The sequence below is a fragment of the Streptomyces sp. NPDC048254 genome (assembly GCF_043201895.1).
GTDB lineage: Bacteria > Actinomycetota > Actinomycetes > Streptomycetales > Streptomycetaceae > Streptomyces.
Window position 1 is genome coordinate 23,989 of sequence record NZ_JBICZJ010000006.1, and the last position, 19,460, is coordinate 43,448.

Genomic DNA, 19,460 nt, shown 5'->3' on the forward strand with positions numbered 1-19,460 from the left:
GCCCTGTCAGGAACGGTACCCCGTCCCCGCCTCGGGCTCGACCGACTTTCCCGGCCCCAGGTGGGCGGGAAAAGCGCTGGCCGACGGTACCGAAGTCCCGTCGGCCAGCACCAACCGTGGGCTTACACCCGCGGCTTCTCGCGCATCTCGTACGTCGCGATGACGTCGTCGATCTTGATGTCGTTGAAGTTTCCGAGGTTGATACCGCCCTCGAAGCCTTCCCGAATCTCGGTGACGTCGTCCTTGAAGCGGCGCAGACCGTCGATGTTGAGGTTCTCCGCGATGACCTTGCCGTCGCGGACCAGGCGCGCCTTGGTGTTGCGCTTGACCTCGCCGGAGCGGATGAGAACACCCGCGATGTTGCCCAGCTTGGACGACTTGAAGACCTCGCGGATCTCCGCCGTACCGAGCTCGACCTCTTCGTACTCCGGCTTGAGCATGCCCTTGAGGGCCGCCTCGATCTCCTCGATCGCCTGGTAGATGACCGAGTAGTACCGGACGTCCACGCCCTCGCGCTCGGCCATCTGCGCCGCACGGCCTGCCGCGCGGACGTTGAAGCCGATCACGATGGCGTCCGAGCCCATCGCCAGGTCGATGTCCGACTCCGTGACCGCACCGACGCCGCGGTGCAGGACGCGGATGTCGACCTCTTCGCCGACGTCCAGCTGGAGCAGGGACGACTCGAGAGCCTCGACGGAACCAGAAGCGTCACCCTTGATGATGAGGTTGAGCTGCTGGACCTCGCCGGCCTTGAGCACCTTGTCCAGGTCCTCGAGGGAGACACGGCGCGTGCGCTTGGCGAACGCGGCGTTGCGCTCACGGGCGGCGCGCTTCTCGGCGATCTGACGGGCCGTACGGTCCTCGTCGACCACCAGGAAGTTGTCGCCCGCACCCGGGACGTTGGTCAGACCCAGGACCTGGACCGGCGTCGCGGGTCCGGCCTCGGCGACGTTGTTGCCGTTGTCGTCGAGCATGGCGCGGACGCGACCGTAGGCGTCGCCCACGACCATCGTGTCGCCGACCCGCAGGGTGCCTCGCTGGACGAGGACCGTCGCCACGGCACCGCGGCCGCGGTCGAGACGGGACTCGATCGAGATGCCCTGCGCGTCCTGGTTCGGGTTGGCCCGCAGGTCGAGCGAGGCGTCCGCCGTCAGGATCACGGCCTCCAGCAGGGAGTCGATGTGCAGACCCTGCTTGGCGGAGATGTCGACGAACATCGTGTCGCCGCCGTACTCCTCGGCCACCAGCCCGTACTCGGTGAGCTGACCGCGCACCTTGGTCGGGTCGGCGCCCTCGACGTCGATCTTGTTGACCGCGACGACGATCGGGACGTCGGCCGCCTTGGCGTGGTTGAGCGCCTCGACCGTCTGCGGCATGACGCCGTCGTTGGCCGCGACGACCAGGATCGCGATGTCGGTCGACTTCGCACCACGGGCACGCATGGCGGTGAACGCCTCGTGACCCGGGGTGTCGATGAAGGTGATCTTGCGCTCTTCGTCGTTGACCTCGGTCGAGACCTGGTAGGCACCGATGTGCTGGGTGATGCCGCCGGCCTCGCCCGCGATGACGTTCGTCTTGCGGATGGCGTCGAGCAGTCGGGTCTTACCGTGGTCGACGTGACCCATGACGGTGACGACCGGCGGACGGACCACCAGGTCGTCCTCGCCGCCCTCGTCCTCGCCGAACTCGATGTCGAAGGACTCGAGCAGCTCGCGGTCCTCCTCCTCGGGGCTGACGATCTGGACCGTGTAGTTCATCTCGCCGGCGAGGACCTCGAGGGTCGCGTCGGAGACGGACTGCGTGGCCGTGACCATCTCGCCGAGGTTCATCATGACCGCGACGAGGGACGCCGGGTTGGCGTTGATCTTCTCCGCGAAGTCGGTGAGCGACGCGCCGCGGGAGAGACGGATGGTCTCGCCGTTGCCGCGCGGCAGCATCACGCCGCCGACGCTCGGGGCCTGCATGGCCTCGTACTCCTGGCGACGCTGCCGCTTCGACTTGCGACCGCGACGCGCCGGACCGCCGGGACGGCCGAAGGCGCCCTGCGTGCCACCACGGCCGCCGGGACCGCCCGGACGCCCGCCGAAGCCGGGACGACCGCCGCCACCACCGGGACCGCCGCCGAAGCCGCCGCCACCGCCGCCGGGGCCACCGCCGCCGGGACGGCCGGCGAAGCCGCCGCCACCGCCCGGACGGGCGCCGCCACCGCCGCCGCCGGGACGACCGGCGAAGCCGCCGCCCGCGGGACGACCGGCGCCGCCGCCACCACCGGGACGACCCGCACCGCCGGGACCGCGACCGCCGCCACCGGGGCCGGGACGCGGGCCGGCAGCGGGACGCTGCGGCATCATGCCGGGGTTCGGACGCGGACCCGCGGAACCGCCGCCGGGACGCGGACCGCCCTGCGGACGGGGCATGCCGGACGGGCTCGGACGGGAACCGCCGGGAGCCTGGGGACGCGGACCGCCGCCCTGGGCGCCGGCCGCCTGAGGACGGGGAGCACCGCCGGGACCGCCGGGGCCGGGACGCGCGCCGCCCTGCGGGCGCGGGGCCTGCGGGCGGGCCATGCCGGTGGAGCCACCGGAGGTGAAGGGGTTGTTGCCCGGACGCGGACCGGCCGGACGGGCACCGCCCGGACGGGGGGCGCGGTCACCACCGGGACGCTGGCCGCCCTGACCCGGACGGGCCTGGCCCTGACCGGGGGCGGGACGACCGCCGGGGCGCGGGGCGCCCTGGCTCGGACGGGGAGCGCCACCGGGGCGCTGACCCTGACCCTGGCTCGGACCCTGTGCGGCGGCCGGGCTCTGCGCCGGGGCGGCCGGAGGGGCCGGCGGGGCGGTGAACTCGGGCGCGGCCGGAGCCGGACGCGGGGCGGGCTTCGGGCCCGGGCGCGGGCCGGAGGCGGCCGGCGCCGGGGTGACCGGAGCCGGAGCCGTGGGCGCCGCCGAGGCCGAGGCCGAAGCCGCGGGGGCGGGCGCCGCAGGGGCCGGCGGCTGCGGGACGGCCGGACGCGGCGCGCCCGGCTTGGGGGCGCCACCCGGACGTGCCGCCTGCGCCGGAGAGGGCGCCGCGGGCCTGGGGGCAGCCTTGCGCGGGGCGGGCTTGCCGGCCTTGCCGTTGCCACCGCCCTGGAAGGCGTCTGTCAGCTTGCGTACAACGGGCGCCTCGATCGTCGAGGACGCCGAACGGACGAATTCACCGAGTTCTTGGAGCTTGGCCATGACGACCTTGCTCTCGACCCCGAACTCCTTGGCGAGTTCGTATACCCGGACCTTAGCCACTTCGCTCCTTTTAGGTCCGGGTGCGTCCGGACCGTCGCTACTTCATGGGCGTACTCATCGCGTGCTCATCGAGTGCTCATCGCAATCTCGACCTACTTCCAACTCGCGGGGTACCAGAGCCGCACGGACGTTCCGTACGACGCTTCTTACGGTGTTACTGCTCGACGTAGGGGCGCAACGCCTTTACGTCCAGCGGACCCGGGACGCGGAGCGCCCTCGGGAGTGCCCGGCGGCGCACCGCCTGGTCCAGACAGACCTGGGCGGGGTGTACATATGCACCCCGGCCGGGCAGCGTACCGCGAGGATCGGGGACACATTCGTCCTCGACCGCCACGATCCGCAGCAGTTCGGTCTTGGCCGCTCGCTGCCTGCACCCCACACAGGTGCGCTCAGGGCATGCACGGGCATGCGTCCGGCCAGACACCGCTAAGTCTACCTCCCCGTAGCGACCTCACCCCTTCGGGGCAAAGATCGAACGGCTGTTGTCGTAATCCAAGCGACCTGCGGCTTGGAACTATTCCCCCCGTCCGGGTGAATCCCCGACGAGGTCGAGAGCGATCCGGACGAGGCAAGAGTGATCTACTCGGACACCTGTTCGGTATCCGGCCGGATGTCGATCCGCCAGCCGGTGAGACGGGCGGCGAGGCGGGCGTTCTGTCCCTCTTTGCCGATCGCCAGCGACAGCTGGTAGTCCGGCACGGTCACCCGGGCGGACCGGGCCGCCAGGTCCACGACCTCCACCTTGGAGACCCGGGCCGGCGACAGCGCGTTCGCCACCATCTCGGCCGGGTCGTCCGACCAGTCGACGATGTCGATCTTCTCGCCGTTCAGCTCGCCCATGACATTGCGGACCCGTCCGCCCATGGGGCCGATGCAGGCACCCTTGGCGTTCAGGCCCGAACGGGTGGAGCGGACCGCGATCTTGGTCCGGTGACCGGCCTCGCGGGCGATGGCGGCGATCTCGACGGACCCGTCGGCGATCTCCGGCACCTCCAGCGCGAAGAGCTTCTTCACCAGTGCCGGGTGGGTGCGGGACAGCGTCACGGAGGGACCGCGGACGCCCTTCGCCACCCGGACGACGTACGACCGCAGCCGCATCCCGTGCGGATACGTCTCGCCGGGGACCTGCTCCTGCACCGGCAGGATGGCCTCCAGCTTGCCGATGTCGACGAGCACGTTCTTCGGGTCGCGGCCCTGCTGGACCACACCGGTGACGATGTCGCCCTCGCGGCCGGCGTACTCGCCGAGCGTGGCGTCGTCCTCGGCGTCCCGGAGCCGCTGCAGGATGACCTGCTTGGCGGTGGTGGCGGCGATCCGGCCGAAGTCCGACGGGGTGTCGTCGAACTCGCGCGCCTCCTGCCCCTCCTCCAGGTCCTCGGGGTCCTCCTTCGCCCACACGGTCACGTGCCCGGTGTTCCGGTCGAGCACCACGCGCGCGTGGCGGCGGCTTCCCTCGGTGCGGTGGTAGGCGATGAGGAGGGCCGACTCGATCGCTTCGACCAGCAGGTCGAAGGAGATCTCCTTCTCCCGAACCAAGCCCCGCAGGGCACTCATGTCGATGTCCACGGCTACGCCTCCTCTTCTTCCGTCATGTCCTTCTTGTCCTTGCGGTTGAACTCGACCTGCACGCGCGCCTTGCCGACCTCGGCGAAGCCGAGTCTGCGGGTGGTGGCCTTGCGGCCCTTGACGCCGGGCACTTCGAGATCGAGGCCCTCGTCGTCGACGTCCAGGATGCGCGCGACCAGTTCCCCGCCCTCGGCCAGCTGGAACCGCACCAGGCGGTCCACGGCACGCACGTAGTGCCGGTGTTCGGTGAGGGGGCGCTCCGCGCCCGGGGTGCCGACCTCGAGGGTGTACTCGCCCGCGCCCATCGCGTCGCTGTCGTCGAGCTTCGCCGAGAGCTCACGGCTCACATCGGCGATCTGGTCCAGGTCGGCCCCGGTGTCGGAGTCGACGACCACGCGCAGCACCCGCTTGCGTCCGACGGAGTCCACGGCGATCTCTTCGAGATCCAGGCCCTGAGAGGTGACGAGCGGTTCCAGGAGCTCTCGCAGCCTCTCGCTCTGGGTCGTGCTCATCCGGGTGACTCCTCGGCCGCGTGTGCTGTTGTGGGTTGGGTCGCGTGTCTGGTCAAAGGGTATCCGGTCGTGAGGAGTGTTGCCGTCCACCCGGGTACGGACGGTGCCGATGAGTGGCTTCGGACAGGTGCGCGGGTACGGTGATCACGGGCGGGTCCGTCCCGTACCCCATTCCTTTCGCGTTTCTTCGTTTCCAGCTCCCCGAGGACGTCTGCCGTGCCGTTCCCCCCGCCGTCGCGTACCCCCTGGGGAGTACGCAGAAGGAGCCTGATCGTCTCGGCGGCCTCGGCCGCCGTGCTGGCGGGCTGCTCCGCCGCCCCCGACTCCAAGGCCGGCGGCGGCAGTACGTCGGTCTCCGCGCGGGCACGCGCGCGTGCGGCACGGGACAGTGAGGCGCTGCTGCGGCAGTACGACGCCGTCCTCGCCGCCCACCCCGCGCTGACGGAGCGGCTGCGACCGCTGCGGGCCGAGGTGGCGGCCCATGCGGCGGCCTTCACGGAGGGCGCTTCCGGGGGCGGTACGGCGACCGGCTCACCGTCGGCCACCGCGTCCGCGTCGACCTCCCCCGAGGTTCCGGCCGACGAGAGGTCCGCGCTCGCCGCGCTGGCCACCGCCGAGCGCGGCCTCGCCGACCGGCGGGCCAAGGAACTGCTGGACGTGCCCGGCGAACTGGCGCGGCTGCTGGCCGGGGTTTCGGCGGCCGGGTCCGCGCACGCCTACCTGCTGACGGAGGGGGAGAAGTGAGCGACGAGGCGGAGGCCGGGGTGCTGACGGCGCTCCAGGCGGCACTGGCGGCCGAGCACGCGGCGGTCTACGGGTACGGCGTCGTCGGCGGCCGGGTCGGCCGGCAGCGGCTGGCCGAGGCCCGTTCGGCGTACGACGCGCACCGGGCCCGCCGGGACGCGCTGGCCCGTGAGGTGCGGGACCTGGGCGCCGCGCCCGTCGCCGCGAGCGCGGCCTACGCGTTGCCGTTCGCCGTCACCGATGCGGCGACGGCCGTACGGCTCGCCGCCGAGCTGGAGGACCGGGTGGCCGACGTGTACTCCGACCTGGTCCGGGCGTCTTCGGGCGAGCGGCGCGGGTCGGCGGCCGGGGCGCTGCGGGAGGCCGCGGTGCGGGCGGTGCGGTGGAGCGGCAGGAGCGTAGCCTTCCCTGGGCTCGCCGAGCGGGACGCGCCGCTGGGCCGGGCCGGCGGTTCGGCCTCCCCCTCGGCCTCGTCAACTCCCTAGAGGACCAGTGCAGGACCAGTGCAGGACCAGTCCAGGAAAGGAACGACTCGCGTATGGCTTTCGAACCGCCGCGGCGCCTGGTGAAGGCGCTCGGTGAGACGGCGCCGGACGGTGACGAGTGGCTGGAGAAGCTGCCGGGTACGGTGGAACGGGCCGTCGCGCTACGCGAGTTGACCGTGGAACGGGTCCAGGTCCCCGGCGGGCGCAGCAGCGTGGTCCTGCTGGTGCGACGGGCGGACGGAACACCGGCGGTGCTGAAGCTGGCGCCGCGGCGGGCCCGGCCGGAGAGCGAGGCGGCGGCGCTGGCGCACTGGGGTGGACTGGGCGCCGTACGGCTGCTGGACGCGGACGCGGCCGACGGGGTGCTGCTGCTGGAGCGGCTGCATCCGGAGGTCTCGGTGCGGTCGCTGCCCGAGGCGAAGGCGTTGCTGGAGGCGGCGGGGACGTTGCGGCGGCTGTGGGTGGAACCGCCGGACGGGCCGGTCTTCGAGACGGTGGCGGAACGGACCGGGCGGCAGGCCACGGCGATGCGTGCGGCCGCCGACCTGGAGGTGACGCCGCTGGTCGACGCGGCGCTCGCGGCCCGGGACGAGCTGCTGGCGGCGCCTCCTGAGCGGCGGTTGCTGCACGGCACGTTTCGGCAGAGCAAGGTGCTGGCCGGGGAGCGGCTGCCGTGGCTGGCGGTGGGGCCGGATCCGGTGGTCGGGGAATGCGCGTTCGATCTGGCACGGCTGGTGCGGGACCGGGTGGAGGATCTGATCGCCTCGTCGTCGGGGGCGGCGATCACCCGGCGGCGGATCAAACGGCTCGCGGAGTCGCTCGAGGTGGATCAGGAGCGGTTGCGGGGGTGGACGTTGTTCCGGGCGGTGGAGTCGGGTGTGCGGGCCCTCCGGGTGGGGCGGCCGAGGGATGCGGAGCTGTTGCTTGAATTCGCGGGGTGGGTCTGACGGGGTCGGGTGCGGGTTCGGTGGGGGCTGAGCGCGCCCGCGCGGCGGAGCCGCATATCGGCTGGGGCCCCGCGCCCCTGAGGGGCGTTCAGCTCTGCCTTAGTTTCAGGGCTAGGACCGGACAGTCCAGCGCTGCCCTCCTGGCTCGCTTTCTTGTGCGGGGTGGGATCGGGCGGCCGTCGACCAATGGGTAGCCCCACTCGTCCAGGGTGATGTGTTCTGGCAGTAGCTCTGCGCACAGGCCGTGGCCCTGGCAGGACGTCCAGTCGATGGCTATGTGCTGGTCCATGTCAGATCCGTTCCGTGGGGACGGGCAGGAGGGGCGTGCGGTCGGTCGCGGTGCACACCCCGTGGGCGTGGGCGTCCACCTCGGTCGCGAACGTCGTCAGCGCGCTGCGGACCAGGCGGATGGTGCCGTCGGGGTGGTGGCAGGCGCCTCGGCCCGCCACCAGGCCCGCCCAGCGGGAGACGTCGGCGCGGGTGGTGCCCTGGGGGCCGGGGGCGGCCAGGGTCTGGAAGGCGGCGGCGATGCGCGGGAGGCCGTTGCGGCAGGGGCCGCACTGGCCCGCCGACTCCAGGGCCAGATAGCGCAGGACCCGGGCGGTCTCGGCCACCCCGCAGCGGCCGACGGGCAGCGCGGCCAGCACTCCTGCGCCCAAGTAGGCCGAGGAGAGCGGGACCTGGGCGGCCTCGGTCGCCGGTATCCAGGTGCCGTGGTAGCCGCCGACCAGGGCCGCGGACGCGCCTTCCAGGGGGAGCAGACGGCCGATCGGCATGCCGAAGGGGGCCTCCACCACCCGGACTTCGCGGCCCGGCACATGCAGGGTGCACAGGGTGCTGCCGGGTTCGGCGGGGGTGCCTGCCGTGCGGAACCAGTCCGCGCCGTACCGGGCGATCAGCGCCAGGTGGGCCAGGGTCTCGACGTTCTGGACCAGGGTGGGGGCGCGGCGCACCCCGCGTTCGCGGACCGGCGGGGCCGGATGGGTGGGGCGGGCCGGGCCGCCGGAGATGTACCGCGCCAGGGCCGAGGCCTGCCCGGAGAGGAAGCGGGCGGGCAGCCGTAGGACCGTCACGCTCACCGGGTCGTGGCGCTGGGCGAGGGCCGACTCCAGGTAGGAGGCGCCGTCCTCCACGGCGAGGTAGGCCTCCCCCGCGTCGACGGCCGCGGCCGCCAGCTGCAGCCCGTCCAGGACCAGGTGGGGTGAGAGCCGCAGGAGGGTCTTGTCCTTGTGGCCGGCCGGTTCGCTCTCCGCGCCGTTCGCCACGACGACCGGGGCGCGCCGGGTGCGCCGGGCCGCGTCGGCGACCGCGACGAACTTCCGGTAGGCCGGGAAGCCCGCCCCGCCGCGGCCGGTGAGGCCGGATTCGGCGAGGGTGCGCAGGACGGCGGCCGGGTCGCCGTGGGAGAGCGGGCCGTAGCGCTGCTCGTGCGTGGTGAGGTCGGCCGGGGTGCCGCCGGGGGCCAGCAGCCGGGGTGGCATGTAGACGTCGGTGAAGAGCGTGGTCATCGGTGGGCCCCTTGGGTGTGCAGAAGCGCGGCGGGAGTCTGGCGGGAGGCTCGGACGGCCTGGGCGGTGCGCAGGGCGAAGGCGGTGGTCACCGTCGCCACACAGGCCACCGTCAGCCAGGTCATCCAGTCGGTGACGGCGTCCGTGCCGATGCCGATGCCGTGGATGAGGGCGACCGGCCAGGAGAGGTACGCCAGCCAGTGCACGGCCCGCCAGGTGCGCCGGCCGAGGCGGTCGCGGAGGAGGCTGGTGACCAGGACCGCGAGCAGGAGGTCGAAGGCGACCGTGCCGAGGCCGAGCCAGAGCGGCTGGTAGGCGGAGACGAAGGGGACGAGGGCGTCGAGGGGGCTGATGCCTACGTAGCCGTCGACCACCGCCGCGGCGATGTGCAGGGCCAGGAAGCCGGTGGCGGAGAGGGAGAGACTGCGGTGCAGGGCGACCGTGCCGAAGCGGGGCAGGCCGGGGAGGCGGGTGCGCAGCCGGACGGCGATGCCGAGCAGGACGACGACCGTGAAGAGGACCAGGCAGACGGCGCCGGTGGCGCGGTTGGCGTACCAGAGGGTCTCGGAGGTCATGCGGCCGCCTCCAGCGGCACGGCGGGGGCGGGCCAGCCCGGGGTCGTGACGACCGTGCCCCGGTGGGTCACCAACCGGGCCGGCAGGCCGAGCCGGGTCAGCCAGCGTTCCGCGCCCGCGCCCTTCACCAGGGCCGCCGTGCTCGCCGCGTTGGCGTCGGCGCAGGTGGCCGCGGCCACCGAGACCGTGCGCCACGGGGAGCGGACCGGGAGTCCGGTGCGCGGGTCGACGATGTGGTGGAGGTCGTAGCCGCCGCGCTGCCAGCGGCGGGCGCCGGTGCCGGAGGTGGCGAGGCCTCCGGAGCCCAGGCCGACCATGTCGTACGACCCCTGCGCGGGCCGTTCGCCGACCGGGCCGGTGATGTCCTGGACGCGGATCTGCCAGCCGCCCGCCGGGGTTTCACCGGCGACGGCCGTGTCGCCGCCGAGGCTCACCAGGACCCCGCAGCCGGCCGTGCCGGCCAGCATCCGCGCGGCCCGGTCGGCGGCCCAGGCCTTGGCGGTCGCGCCCAGATCGAGGCGGACGCCCTCGGGGACGGTCACCGTGCCGGTCGCCCGGTCGAGGGTGACCTTGCGCCAGCCCGGGGCGCGCCGCACCCGCAGGGAGACCGGGCGGTCGTCCTCGCGGACGAGGGTGAAGTCGCGGTCGTAGCCGATCGCGTCCATCGCCGAGCCGACCGTGGGGTCCACGGCGCCGTCGGTCGCCTCGGCCGCGCGCAGGGCGACGGCGAGGGCTTCGGCGAGCAGCGGGCTGACCCGGACCGGGCGGCCCCGGGTGGTGTCGAGGGCGGCCAGCTCGGAGTCGGTGCGGAACCGGCTGCAGGCCGCGTCCACCTCGGCGAGCTGCCGGGCGAGGAGCAGGTTGCAGGAGTCCAGCAGGGCCGGGTCGGTGACGACCAGGCGGACGGTGGTGCCGAGGGCACGCCAGTCGGCGGCGGCCGTCGTCCGCGGGGCGAGGGCGGTCATGACGCCCCCGAGGTGGCGTCGGTGGAGCCGCTGCCGGAGGTGAGCCCGTCGGAGGAGGACTGGAGGTCCGAGGAGGAGTCCGAGGAGCTTGAGGAGTCCGAGGAGCTGGACGAGGAACTGTCCTTGGCCGAGCCTGAGTTGGAGCTGGAGCTGGAGCTGGAGCTCGATGTCTGTGTACCGGTGCTGCTGCTCGCCGCCGTGTCGGCGTCCGCCTGCATCGTGCCGACCAGGGCGAACACCCCCGCCGCCGCGGCGAGCGTGACCGCCGCCGCCAGGGCCGCCGTACGCCGGGCCCCCCGGCGGACCACCGCGGCCGCCCCCTGCCCGCTCTTCTCCCCCTGTTGCCTGCGCTGCACTCTCTCGGTCATGACCGATCCCCTCCTGCGTGACTCTCTGTCACGCATCACGTTCGGGGATCACCCTGAGAGAAGTCTGTGAGGCTCCCATACGGAGCGGAAGAACTGTCTGAGACCTTCCTGAAAAGACGCGGCGGGGGGGGGGGGGGGGGCGCCCGCCCGCCCCGCGGGGGGGGGGGGGGGCACCGCCGCGCGCCGGGGGCGCCCGGGGGGGGGAGCCGCGGCCGCCAGGGCGGCGCCCCGGGGGGGGGCCCCCCGCTCTTTCTTGGTGGGGGCCCCCCCCCCCCCCCCCCCGCCGCCCCCCCCCCCCCCCCCCCCGGCCGGGGGGGGGGGGGGGGGGCCCCCCCCCCCCCCCCGCGGCGGGAGTTGGCGGATCAGCCGGCGCTCAGGCGGGCGATCGCCTCGTCCACCGTCAGCTCCTCGCGCTCGCCCGTCTTGCGGTCCTTGAGCTCCAGGACGCCCTCGCCGGAGCGGCGGCCCGCGACCAGGATCTGCGGTACGCCGATCAGCTCGGCGTCCGTGAACTTCACGCCCGGGGAGACCCCGGCCCGGTCGTCGACCAGGACGCGCAGCCCGGCCGCCCGCAGCTTCTCGGAGACCTCCAGGGCGAGTTCGGTCTGCAGGGCCTTGCCGGCGGCGACGACGTGGACGTCGGCCGGGGCGACCTCGCGGGACCAGACCAGGCCGTGCTCGTCGGCGGTCTGCTCGGCGAGGGCGGCGACGGCGCGGGAGACGCCGATGCCGTAGGAGCCCATGGTGACGCGGACCGGCTTGCCGTTCTGGCCGAGGACGTCCAGCTTGAGCGCGTCGGCGTACTTGCGGCCCAGCTGGAAGATGTGGCCGATCTCGATGGCACGGTCCAGCTTGAGGCCGGTGCCGCACTTCGGGCAGGGGTCGCCCTCCAGCACGACGACGACATCGACGTACTCGTCGACGGTGAAGTCACGGTCCGCCACGACGTTCTTGGCGTGCATGCCCTCCTTGTTGGCGCCGGTGATCCAGGCCGTGCCGGGGGCGATGCGCGGGTCGGCGATGTACTTGACCTTCTCGCCCAGGCCCTGCGGGCCGACGTAGCCGCGAACCAGGTCGGGACGGCCCGCGAAGTCGGACTCGCTGACCAGCTCGACGGCGGCCGGGGCGAAGTGCTCCTCGACCTTGCCCATGTCCACCTCGCGGTCGCCGGGGACACCGACGGCCACGATCTCGCCGTCGACCTTCACCAGGAGGTTCTTCAGGGTGGCGGAGGCCGGGACGCCGAGGTGGGCGGCGAGGGTCTCGATGGTCGGGGTGTCCGGGGTGGGGATCTCCTCGACCGCGGGCACGCCGGTGGCGTCGACCGGCTTCAGCGTGTACGAGATCGCCTCGGTGTTCGCCGCGAAGTCGCAGTTCGGGCAGTCGGCGAAGGTGTCCTCGCCGGCCTCGGCCGGGGCCAGGAACTCCTCCGACTTCGAGCCGCCCATCGCGCCGGCGGTGGCGGCGACGATGCGGTAGTCGAGGCCGAGGCGCTCGAAGATCCGCTGGTAGGCCTGGCGGTGCAGGGCGTAGGAGTGGGCGAGGCCGTCGTCGTCCAGGTCGAAGGAGTAGGAGTCCTTCATGAGGAACTCGCGGCCGCGCAGGATGCCGGCGCGCGGACGGGCCTCGTCCCGGTACTTGCTCTGGATCTGGTAGAGGATGACCGGCAGGTCCTTGTAGGAGGACGCCTGGTCCTTCACCAGCAGCGTGAAGATCTCCTCGTGGGTCGGGCCGAGGAGGTAGTCGCCGCCCTTGCGGTCCTGGAGGCGGAACAGCTCGGCGCCGTACTCCTCCCAGCGGCCGGTCGCCTCGTACGGCTCCCGGGGCAGGAGGGCCGGGAGCAGCACCTCCTGGGCGCCGATCGCGTCCATCTCCTCGCGGACGACCCGCTCGATGTTGGACAGCACCTTCAGGCCGAGGGGCAGCCAGGACCAGATGCCGGCCGCGGTGCGGCGGACGTAGCCGGCGCGGACGAGGAGCTTGTGGCTGAGGACCTCGGCGTCCGCCGGGTCGTCACGCAGCGTCTTCGCCATCAACTGGGACATGCGTTGGACCGGTGCGTTCGCCATGGTTCTCGTACTCCTGCCGGGAAAGGTTGATGGCTAGGAGGTTAGCCGGGCCTGCTGTGCCGGTGGAAATCCGTTAACGGCTATCGGCGGAGCAGCGGCAGCGGGGCGCCCATCACGGCGTACGGCTTGGGGGCGCTCGGGAAGTGGACCCGGCGGGCCAGGTCCGTGTACCCGAGGGAGTGGTAGAGGCCGCGGGCCGGGCTGTCGGTGTCGATCGCGGAGAGGATCGAGCGGGACTCGGCGGCGCCGTCCGTGATCGTCGTGATCAGCCGGCGGCCGATGCCGCGGTTCTGGTGGCGGGGGTGCACATGCAGCTCGGTGATCACGAACGAGTCGTCGAGCCAGTCGGCGTGGCCCTGGGCGCGCAGGTAGGGCTCAACTACGGTGGACCACCAGTGGGTGCGGTTGTTCGGCATGCCGTAGACGAAGCCGACGAGCAGGCCGTCGGCGGTCGCGCCGAGGGCTCTGGCGCCGGGGTACTGCATATGGCGGACGACGATCTGGCGGCGTACGGCTACCTCGTCGGGGCCCAGGCCGAAGGCGATCGCTTGGACCGCCAGGGCCTCGTCCACGTGGGAGGAGAGGTCCAGGGAGCCGATCACGAGGTCCATGGGGGGAGGGTACAGGGAGGTCACAGTTGCTGCCCCTGCCATCTGTCGCGCGAGGACCGTCAGAACAGGACGCTCATGAACGCGCCGACTTCCTGGAAGCCCACCCGCAGATACGTCCTTCTCGCCGCCGTGTTGAAGTCGTTGACGTAGAGGCTGACCACCGGGGCCACGTCGGCCAGGGCGTAGCGCAGCACCGCCGCCATGCCGGGGGCCGCCAGGCCCATGCCCCGGTACTCGGGGGCCACCCACACGCCCTGGATCTGGCAGGCCTCCGGGGTCGCCGCGCCGATCTCCGCCTTGAAGACCACCCTGCCGCTGTCGTCGAGCCGGGCGAACGAGCGGCCGGAGCCGACGAGTTCGGCGACCCTCGCCTGGTAGAGGAGGCCGCCGTCGCCGGCCAGCGGGGAGACGCCCACCTCCTCGGTGAACATCGCCACGCACGCCGGCATGATCGCCTCCATCTCGTCCTTGCGGATCCGGCGGACGTACGGATCCGCGGCGATGTCGGCGGGCATCCGGTCGGTGACCATCAGGGGCTGGTGGGCACGGACCTCGCGGGCCGGTCCCCAGTGCGGCTCCAGGAGGCGCCACAGCAGGGCGGTGGCCTCGCTGGGGCCGACGATGGAGGAGCAGCGGCGGCCGGCCCGGCGGGCGCGGTCGGCGAACGCCCGGACCGCGCGCGGGGTGGCACAGATCGGGACCAGGTTGGCGCCGGCGTAGCAGAGGGACGTGAGCATGCCGTCCTCGTACCAGCCCCACATCTCGCCGCCGAGACGCCAGGGGTCGAGGCCGGCCACCTGGACGCGCGAGGTCACGAAGGCGTTCGTGACCGGCTCGCGGTCGAGTACGGCGAGCGCGGCGTCCAGGTCACTCGGTGCGAGCACCCGAGAGGTGGTCTGCGTCAACACGTGCGGGGCCTCACGCTGAGGGGTTCTGCTGATCTCCGCACTGTACCTGCGGAGGCTTGGCGGTGCCGCCCCGTGTGCTGTGAAGCGGCCGTCCACCGGGGTCCCGTCCCTGGGGGGTGCCGCCCCCGGACCCCCGCTTCGGCCTTCGGCCTCGTCCTCGAACGCCGCCCGAAGACGGTCTCAGCCCGCCACCGACACCGACGGCTCGCCCGACTCCGTGCCCTCCGCCTCCATCTGTTCGGCCAGCTTCATGGCCTCCTCGATGAGGGTCTCGACGATCTTGGACTCGGGGACGGTCTTGATGACCTCGCCCTTGACGAAGATCTGGCCCTTGCCGTTGCCGGAGGCGACGCCGAGGTCGGCCTCGCGGGCCTCGCCGGGGCCGTTCACGACGCAGCCCATGACGGCGACGCGCAGCGGGACCTCCATGCCGGTCAGGCCCGCCGTGACCTCCTCGGCCAGCTTGTAGACGTCGACCTGGGCACGGCCGCAGGACGGGCAGGAGACGATCTCCAGGCCGCGCTGCTTGAGGTTGAGGGACTCCAGGATCTGGTTGCCGACCTTGACCTCCTCGACCGGAGGCGCGGAGAGCGAGACGCGGATCGTGTCGCCGATGCCCTGGGAGAGCAGCGCGCCGAAGGCGACGGCCGACTTGATCGTGCCCTGGAACGCCGGGCCGGCCTCCGTGACGCCGAGGTGGAGCGGGTAGTCGCACTGGGCGGCGAGCTGCCGGTACGCCTCGATCATCACGACCGGGTCGTTGTGCTTGACGGAGATCTTGATGTCCCGGAAGTCGTGCTCCTCGAAGAGGGACGCCTCCCACAGGGCCGACTCGACCAGGGCCTCGGGGGTCGCCTTGCCGTACTTCTGGAGCAGCCGGCGGTCCAGGGAGCCGGCGTTGACGCCGATGCGGATCGGGGTGCCGTGGTCCTTGGCGGCCGCCGCGATCTCCTTGACCTTGTCGTCGAACTGCTTGATGTTGCCGGGGTTGACCCGGACCGCGGCGCAGCCGGCCTCGATGGCCGCGAACACGTACTTCGGCTGGAAGTGGATGTCCGCGATGACCGGGAGCTGGGACTTCCTCGCGATGGTGGCGAGGGCGTCGGCGTCGTCCTGGGTGGGGCAGGCCACCCGCACGATCTGGCAGCCGGACGCGGTCAGCTCGGCGATCTGCTGGAGGGTGGCGCCGATGTCCGACGTACGGGTCGTGGTCATCGACTGGACCGAGACCGGGGCGTCTCCGCCGACAGCCACGGAGCCGACCTGGATCTGCCGGCTCTTCCGGCGCTCGGCGAGCTTGGTCGGAACGGACGGCATGCCGAGAGAAATCGCAGTCATCTGCTGTGCAACCCCAAGTCGTGGATCTAGGTCCAGGTCCCGTCGTAAGCGGGTTCCAGACTCCGAGATTACGGCACCGGGCCAGGCGCGAGCACATCCCCCAGCGGTAAACCCACTCAATGGAAGCGGCCCGGAACACAGCGTTCCGGGCCGCTTCGAACGCCGTATGGCTACGAGATTTTCACGGGGTTAACGACATCGGCCACCTTCAGAGCCTGGTACGGATGGCCAGCGTCGGGCCTGCCTCGTAGTGCAGGACCGGTGTGCCCGCTCCCTCGTCATTCAGGAGCATCACGATCTCCCGCCACACGCCGTCCGCCAGCCAGGTGCGCTGCCGCGCTCGGACCTTCTCTGGGTCACCGAACCGCTCGGGAAGATCGCGCCAGAGGATGCCCGTGCGTAGACGGTGCAGCATCCCGGTGAAGGCCGCTCGCAGATCCAACGGTGAGCGAAAGTGATGCGCCCGGTACCTGAGGCGGAGCAGCTCCTCGATGCGGTGCCACTGGCTGTCAGCAGGGTCGGGAGGAACGAGTGTCCCTGTGCTCTCGTGCCAGCGGACGGTCAAGCACTTCGTTCCCTCTCGATACCGGAACTCCGCGTCCACGATGTCAACCTCCACCCCGGCCACCTCGATCAGGCGACGCAGCTCCGCCGAGGGGAGGGACCGGATGTCCGGAGCGGCCGCCCCCAGAGCGGCCGAAAACCGGGCTTCCCGGGCGCACAGTTCTTCCAGTTCCGCCAGCCGGTCCCGCGCGTGGGTCAGGATCCGTTCGAAGGCCCTCTGCTCCGTTTCGAGCTGCCGCATCGCAGCGGCGACGACCCGGTTGTTCTGGGTCTGGCATCGCAACTCGCCGAGTTCCTCCAGGCACTCTGCAACGAGTCGTTCCAGCGATGTCACCCGATCAAGATGCCGAATCAGCCTCGCCCGCGCCTCACAGGAAAGCGGCAGCGTCGGCCTGCTGCGCAACGGCATCGCGGCCAGCTGAGCGTTGACGTGCCGCGCCACCTCTTCCTCGACGTGATCAGCGGGCAGGAAGACACAGCCGCAGGAGTCGGCCGCGTTCCATCCCGAACAGCGATAGGTCCGCATTCCGTCCTTGCTGCGGAAGCACCCGATATACGGACGCCCGCATCTCCCTCGGATCCGTCCACTGAGCGGGTAGTCCCGGATAGGGTTCCTACGCTGTCGACTCAGCGCAGCCAATGCTCCCCGAAAGGCACACATCCGTTCAGCCGGGAGAATTGCAGGCAGCGGGATCACCACGGGCTCGCCGTACAGGGGACGTCCGTCGTCGCCGAGCCTGGTGGAGTGATCGCCCCATTGCCGATCAGGGCGCCGAAAAACCACCTCTCCGACGAATGCCGCGCTTTGCAATCGTTTGTGAATGTTCACGGAAGTCCAGCGCTTGCCGCTCCGGGTGCGGATTCCGCGACCGTTCAGCTCCACCGCAAGATCCGCGAGGGTACGCCCGCCTTCAATCACGAGATCGGCCAGCAGCCTCACCACGTCTGCTTCAGCAGGGTCCACTTCGAGGGTCGAGCCGAAAGCACCCTTCCCGTTGATCTTGTAGCCGTAGGGAGGCGGGCCACCCGGCCATCCGCCGTCGACCGCCTTGAGTTGCCGACCCGCCTGTGTGCGGCTCACGATGCGCCCGTAGTCGGCCTCGACCTCCCGTGCGAGACGGTCGATCATGAGCCACCTGTCGAGACCGGGTTCAACCAGAACTTGGGCACAGCACTCCACCCTCGCTCCGGCGTCCTCGATCTGCCACATACAACGCCAGATCGCACCCTCTGTCCGCCCAAGACGGTCGAGACGGTGCACCAGGACGAGTTTCACCCGCCCTCGGGTGATGTCATCGAGGAGCGCGTTCAGTCCCGGGCGCGAGTCCTTCGAGCCTGATGCACCGATGTCCTCACGAGACTCCACCAGACGCCACGACGAACGCTGTGCCACGAACTCGCGGATAACACGTGCCTGTGCCGGAATTCCGTACCTCCCCTTCTGTTCCGCGGTGGAGACCCTCATGTACGCCGCCACGTCCAAGGTCTCCGCCTCAGCGGGCTTGCCGTCTGCGCACGGCGCAGTACCTTGCTGCATGTCAGTCCCTTTCCAGACTGGCCAGACCCCAGGGTGTTGGCGCACCGCTGGGGTCACCCATGAACAGCAAGAACGTACGAAGATCCCGTACGCGTCGCACAAAAAAGCCGCGTCCTTCACTCGTCAGAGTTAGGCGAGTGAAGGACGCGACCCAGGCAGAGCGACAGAAATTGCTCGTTAGCTAGCTGATTTTGACCGGATTAACGACATCTGCAATGAGCACGAGAACCGTAAAGCAGATGAAGATCCCGGCCACCACATAAGCCACCGGCATCAGCTTCGCCACGTCGAAGGGGCCGGGGTCCGGGCGGCGGAGCACCCTCGCCAGGTTGCGGCGGAGTGACTCCCACAGGGCGCCCGCGATGTGGCCGCCGTCCAGCGGGAGCAGCGGGAGCATGTTGAAGAGGAACAGGGAGAGGTTGAACCCGGCCACCAGCATCAGGGCCATGGCCAGCTGCTGCGTGGGCGGGATGTCGAGGGTGAAGATCTCGCCGCCGACCCGTGCCGCGCCGACCACGCCCATCGGGGAGTCCGGCTGGCGGGGGGCGCCGTCGAAGGCCGCGTCCCACAGGGCCGGGATCTTTCCGGGCAGGCCCGCGATGGAGTCGACGGCCTCGCCGAGGCGGTCGCCCATCCAGGTCACCGACTGGCCGAGGTCCTGGCGGACGATGCCGGTGGCCGCGCTGAAGCCGAGGAAGCCCGCCGTGACGTACTGGCCCTGGACGATCTGGCCGCTGGAGTCCTTCTTGGCGACCTGGTTGGTGGCGATCTTCGCGTGCAGGGTGACGTCCTGGCCCTTGCGGTCGACGACGATCGCGACGTCCTTGCCGGGGGTGGCGCGGATCAGGTCGGAGAGCTGGTTCCAGCTGGTGGTCCGCACCCCGTCGAAGGAGACGATCTTGTCGCCGGCCTTCAGGCCCGCGGCGGCGGCCGGGGCGGCCGCGTCGGTCTTCTTGCAGGTGTCGCGGTTCTGGCTCTGCGCGATCACGCACTGGGAGACCGAGCTGACGGTGGTGGTCTGCTGGGAGATGCCGAAGCCCATCAGGACCGTGAGGAACAGGGCCACCGCGAGGATCAGGTTCATGAAGGGGCCCGCGAACATCACGATCACGCGCTTCCAGGGGGCGCGCGTGTAGAAGAGGCGGGTCTCGTCGCCGGGCTGGAGCTCCTCGAAGGCGGCCGAGCGGGCGTCCTCGATCATGCTGCGCCAGGGGGAGGTGGAGCGCGCGGTGATCCGGCCGTCGGCGCCCGGCGGGAACATGCCGATCATGCGGATGTAGCCGCCGGCCGGGATGGCCTTGAAGCCGTACTCGGTCTCGCCCTTGTGCCGCGACCAGATGGTCGGGCCGAAGCCGACCATGTACTGCGGGACGCGGATGCCGAAGAGCTTGGCGGTGGACAGGTGCCCCAGCTCGTGCCAGGCGATCGAGACCAGCAGGCCGATCACGAAGACGACTATGCCGAGGATCATCATCAGGGCTG

Annotated in this window: 18 protein-coding genes; 3 read left to right on the plus strand and 15 right to left on the minus strand. The window is 71.6% G+C overall.

Annotated elements, in window-relative coordinates:
* Positions 1–122 precede the first annotated feature (122 nt).
* From infB to rimP, 4 genes are all read right to left on the minus strand, one after another.
* Complete coding sequence (infB, locus tag ACGFZQ_RS18190; protein ID WP_393841218.1) at positions 123–3,281, minus strand: translation initiation factor IF-2; 3,159 nt, start codon at positions 3,279–3,281, stop codon at positions 123–125.
* A 154-nt stretch (positions 3,282–3,435) separates the two neighbouring features.
* Positions 3,436–3,705: a YlxR family protein gene (locus ACGFZQ_RS18195; RefSeq protein WP_351711953.1), complete on the minus strand. Its 270-nt coding sequence runs from the start codon at positions 3,703–3,705 to the stop codon at positions 3,436–3,438.
* Between the two features lie 155 nt (positions 3,706–3,860).
* Complete coding sequence (gene nusA / locus ACGFZQ_RS18200; protein ID WP_351747526.1) at positions 3,861–4,847, minus strand: transcription termination factor NusA; 987 nt, start codon at positions 4,845–4,847, stop codon at positions 3,861–3,863.
* A 2-nt stretch (positions 4,848–4,849) separates the two neighbouring features.
* Positions 4,850–5,359, minus strand: coding sequence for a ribosome maturation factor RimP (gene rimP, locus ACGFZQ_RS18205; protein ID WP_393841219.1), 510 nt, complete (start codon positions 5,357–5,359; stop codon positions 4,850–4,852).
* A 216-nt stretch (positions 5,360–5,575) separates the two neighbouring features.
* Between rimP and ACGFZQ_RS18210 the strand changes: the two genes are divergently transcribed.
* The 3 genes from ACGFZQ_RS18210 to ACGFZQ_RS18220 are packed head-to-tail and all read left to right on the plus strand — an operon-like array spanning position 5,576 to position 7,535.
* Positions 5,576–6,103, plus strand: a complete 528-nt coding sequence (locus ACGFZQ_RS18210) for a hypothetical protein (protein WP_393841220.1) — start codon at positions 5,576–5,578, stop codon at positions 6,101–6,103.
* On the plus strand, positions 6,100–6,588 hold the full coding sequence (locus ACGFZQ_RS18215; RefSeq protein WP_393841221.1) for a DUF4439 domain-containing protein: 489 nt from the start codon (positions 6,100–6,102) through the stop codon (positions 6,586–6,588). Before ACGFZQ_RS18210 ends, ACGFZQ_RS18215 begins: the two co-directional genes overlap by 4 nt.
* Before the next feature lie 53 nt (positions 6,589–6,641).
* Positions 6,642–7,535, plus strand: coding sequence for an aminoglycoside phosphotransferase family protein (locus tag ACGFZQ_RS18220; protein ID WP_393841222.1), 894 nt, complete (start codon positions 6,642–6,644; stop codon positions 7,533–7,535).
* Between the two features lie 88 nt (positions 7,536–7,623).
* Here the strand turns inward: ACGFZQ_RS18220 and ACGFZQ_RS18225 are convergent, their stop codons facing one another.
* The 11 genes from ACGFZQ_RS18225 to ACGFZQ_RS18275 all read right to left on the minus strand — a co-directional run bounded on the left by ACGFZQ_RS18225 (position 7,624) and on the right by ACGFZQ_RS18275 (position 19,452).
* Positions 7,624–7,824 carry a ferredoxin gene (locus tag ACGFZQ_RS18225; protein ID WP_393841223.1) on the minus strand — a complete coding sequence of 67 codons (201 nt, stop codon included), beginning with the start codon at positions 7,822–7,824 and terminating at the stop codon, positions 7,624–7,626.
* 1 nt (position 7,825) lies between these two features.
* A complete protein-coding gene (locus ACGFZQ_RS18230; protein WP_393841224.1) occupies positions 7,826–9,043 on the minus strand; it encodes an NADH-ubiquinone oxidoreductase-F iron-sulfur binding region domain-containing protein in 1,218 nt (405 codons plus the stop codon).
* Complete coding sequence (locus ACGFZQ_RS18235) at positions 9,040–9,618, minus strand: ferric reductase-like transmembrane domain-containing protein (protein ID WP_393841225.1); 579 nt, start codon at positions 9,616–9,618, stop codon at positions 9,040–9,042. The genes ACGFZQ_RS18230 and ACGFZQ_RS18235 overlap by 4 nt, the downstream gene beginning before the upstream one ends.
* Positions 9,615–10,583 carry an FAD:protein FMN transferase gene (locus ACGFZQ_RS18240; protein WP_393841226.1) on the minus strand — a complete coding sequence of 323 codons (969 nt, stop codon included), beginning with the start codon at positions 10,581–10,583 and terminating at the stop codon, positions 9,615–9,617. The genes ACGFZQ_RS18235 and ACGFZQ_RS18240 overlap by 4 nt, the downstream gene beginning before the upstream one ends.
* On the minus strand, positions 10,580–10,951 hold the full coding sequence (locus ACGFZQ_RS18245) for a hypothetical protein (protein ID WP_393841227.1): 372 nt from the start codon (positions 10,949–10,951) through the stop codon (positions 10,580–10,582). The genes ACGFZQ_RS18240 and ACGFZQ_RS18245 overlap by 4 nt, the downstream gene beginning before the upstream one ends.
* A gap of 362 nt (positions 10,952–11,313) precedes the next feature.
* Positions 11,314–13,020 carry a proline--tRNA ligase gene (locus tag ACGFZQ_RS18250; protein ID WP_393841228.1) on the minus strand — a complete coding sequence of 569 codons (1,707 nt, stop codon included), beginning with the start codon at positions 13,018–13,020 and terminating at the stop codon, positions 11,314–11,316.
* An 80-nt stretch (positions 13,021–13,100) separates the two neighbouring features.
* On the minus strand, positions 13,101–13,631 hold the full coding sequence (locus tag ACGFZQ_RS18255; RefSeq protein WP_393841229.1) for a GNAT family N-acetyltransferase: 531 nt from the start codon (positions 13,629–13,631) through the stop codon (positions 13,101–13,103).
* A gap of 59 nt (positions 13,632–13,690) precedes the next feature.
* The gene (locus ACGFZQ_RS18260; protein WP_393841230.1) at positions 13,691–14,539 is read right to left on the minus strand and encodes a GNAT family N-acetyltransferase; all 849 of its coding nucleotides are present in this window, start codon (positions 14,537–14,539) and stop codon (positions 13,691–13,693) included.
* A 180-nt stretch (positions 14,540–14,719) separates the two neighbouring features.
* Positions 14,720–15,877 (minus strand): flavodoxin-dependent (E)-4-hydroxy-3-methylbut-2-enyl-diphosphate synthase, encoded by a 1,158-nt coding sequence (gene ispG / locus ACGFZQ_RS18265; RefSeq protein ID WP_351747546.1) that lies wholly within the window; start codon positions 15,875–15,877, stop codon positions 14,720–14,722.
* A 208-nt stretch (positions 15,878–16,085) separates the two neighbouring features.
* Complete coding sequence (locus tag ACGFZQ_RS18270) at positions 16,086–17,978, minus strand: recombinase family protein (protein WP_393841231.1); 1,893 nt, start codon at positions 17,976–17,978, stop codon at positions 16,086–16,088.
* Positions 17,979–18,159: 181 nt separating this feature from the next.
* A complete protein-coding gene (locus ACGFZQ_RS18275; protein WP_393841506.1) occupies positions 18,160–19,452 on the minus strand; it encodes a M50 family metallopeptidase in 1,293 nt (430 codons plus the stop codon).
* Positions 19,453–19,460: the final 8 nt, after the last annotated feature.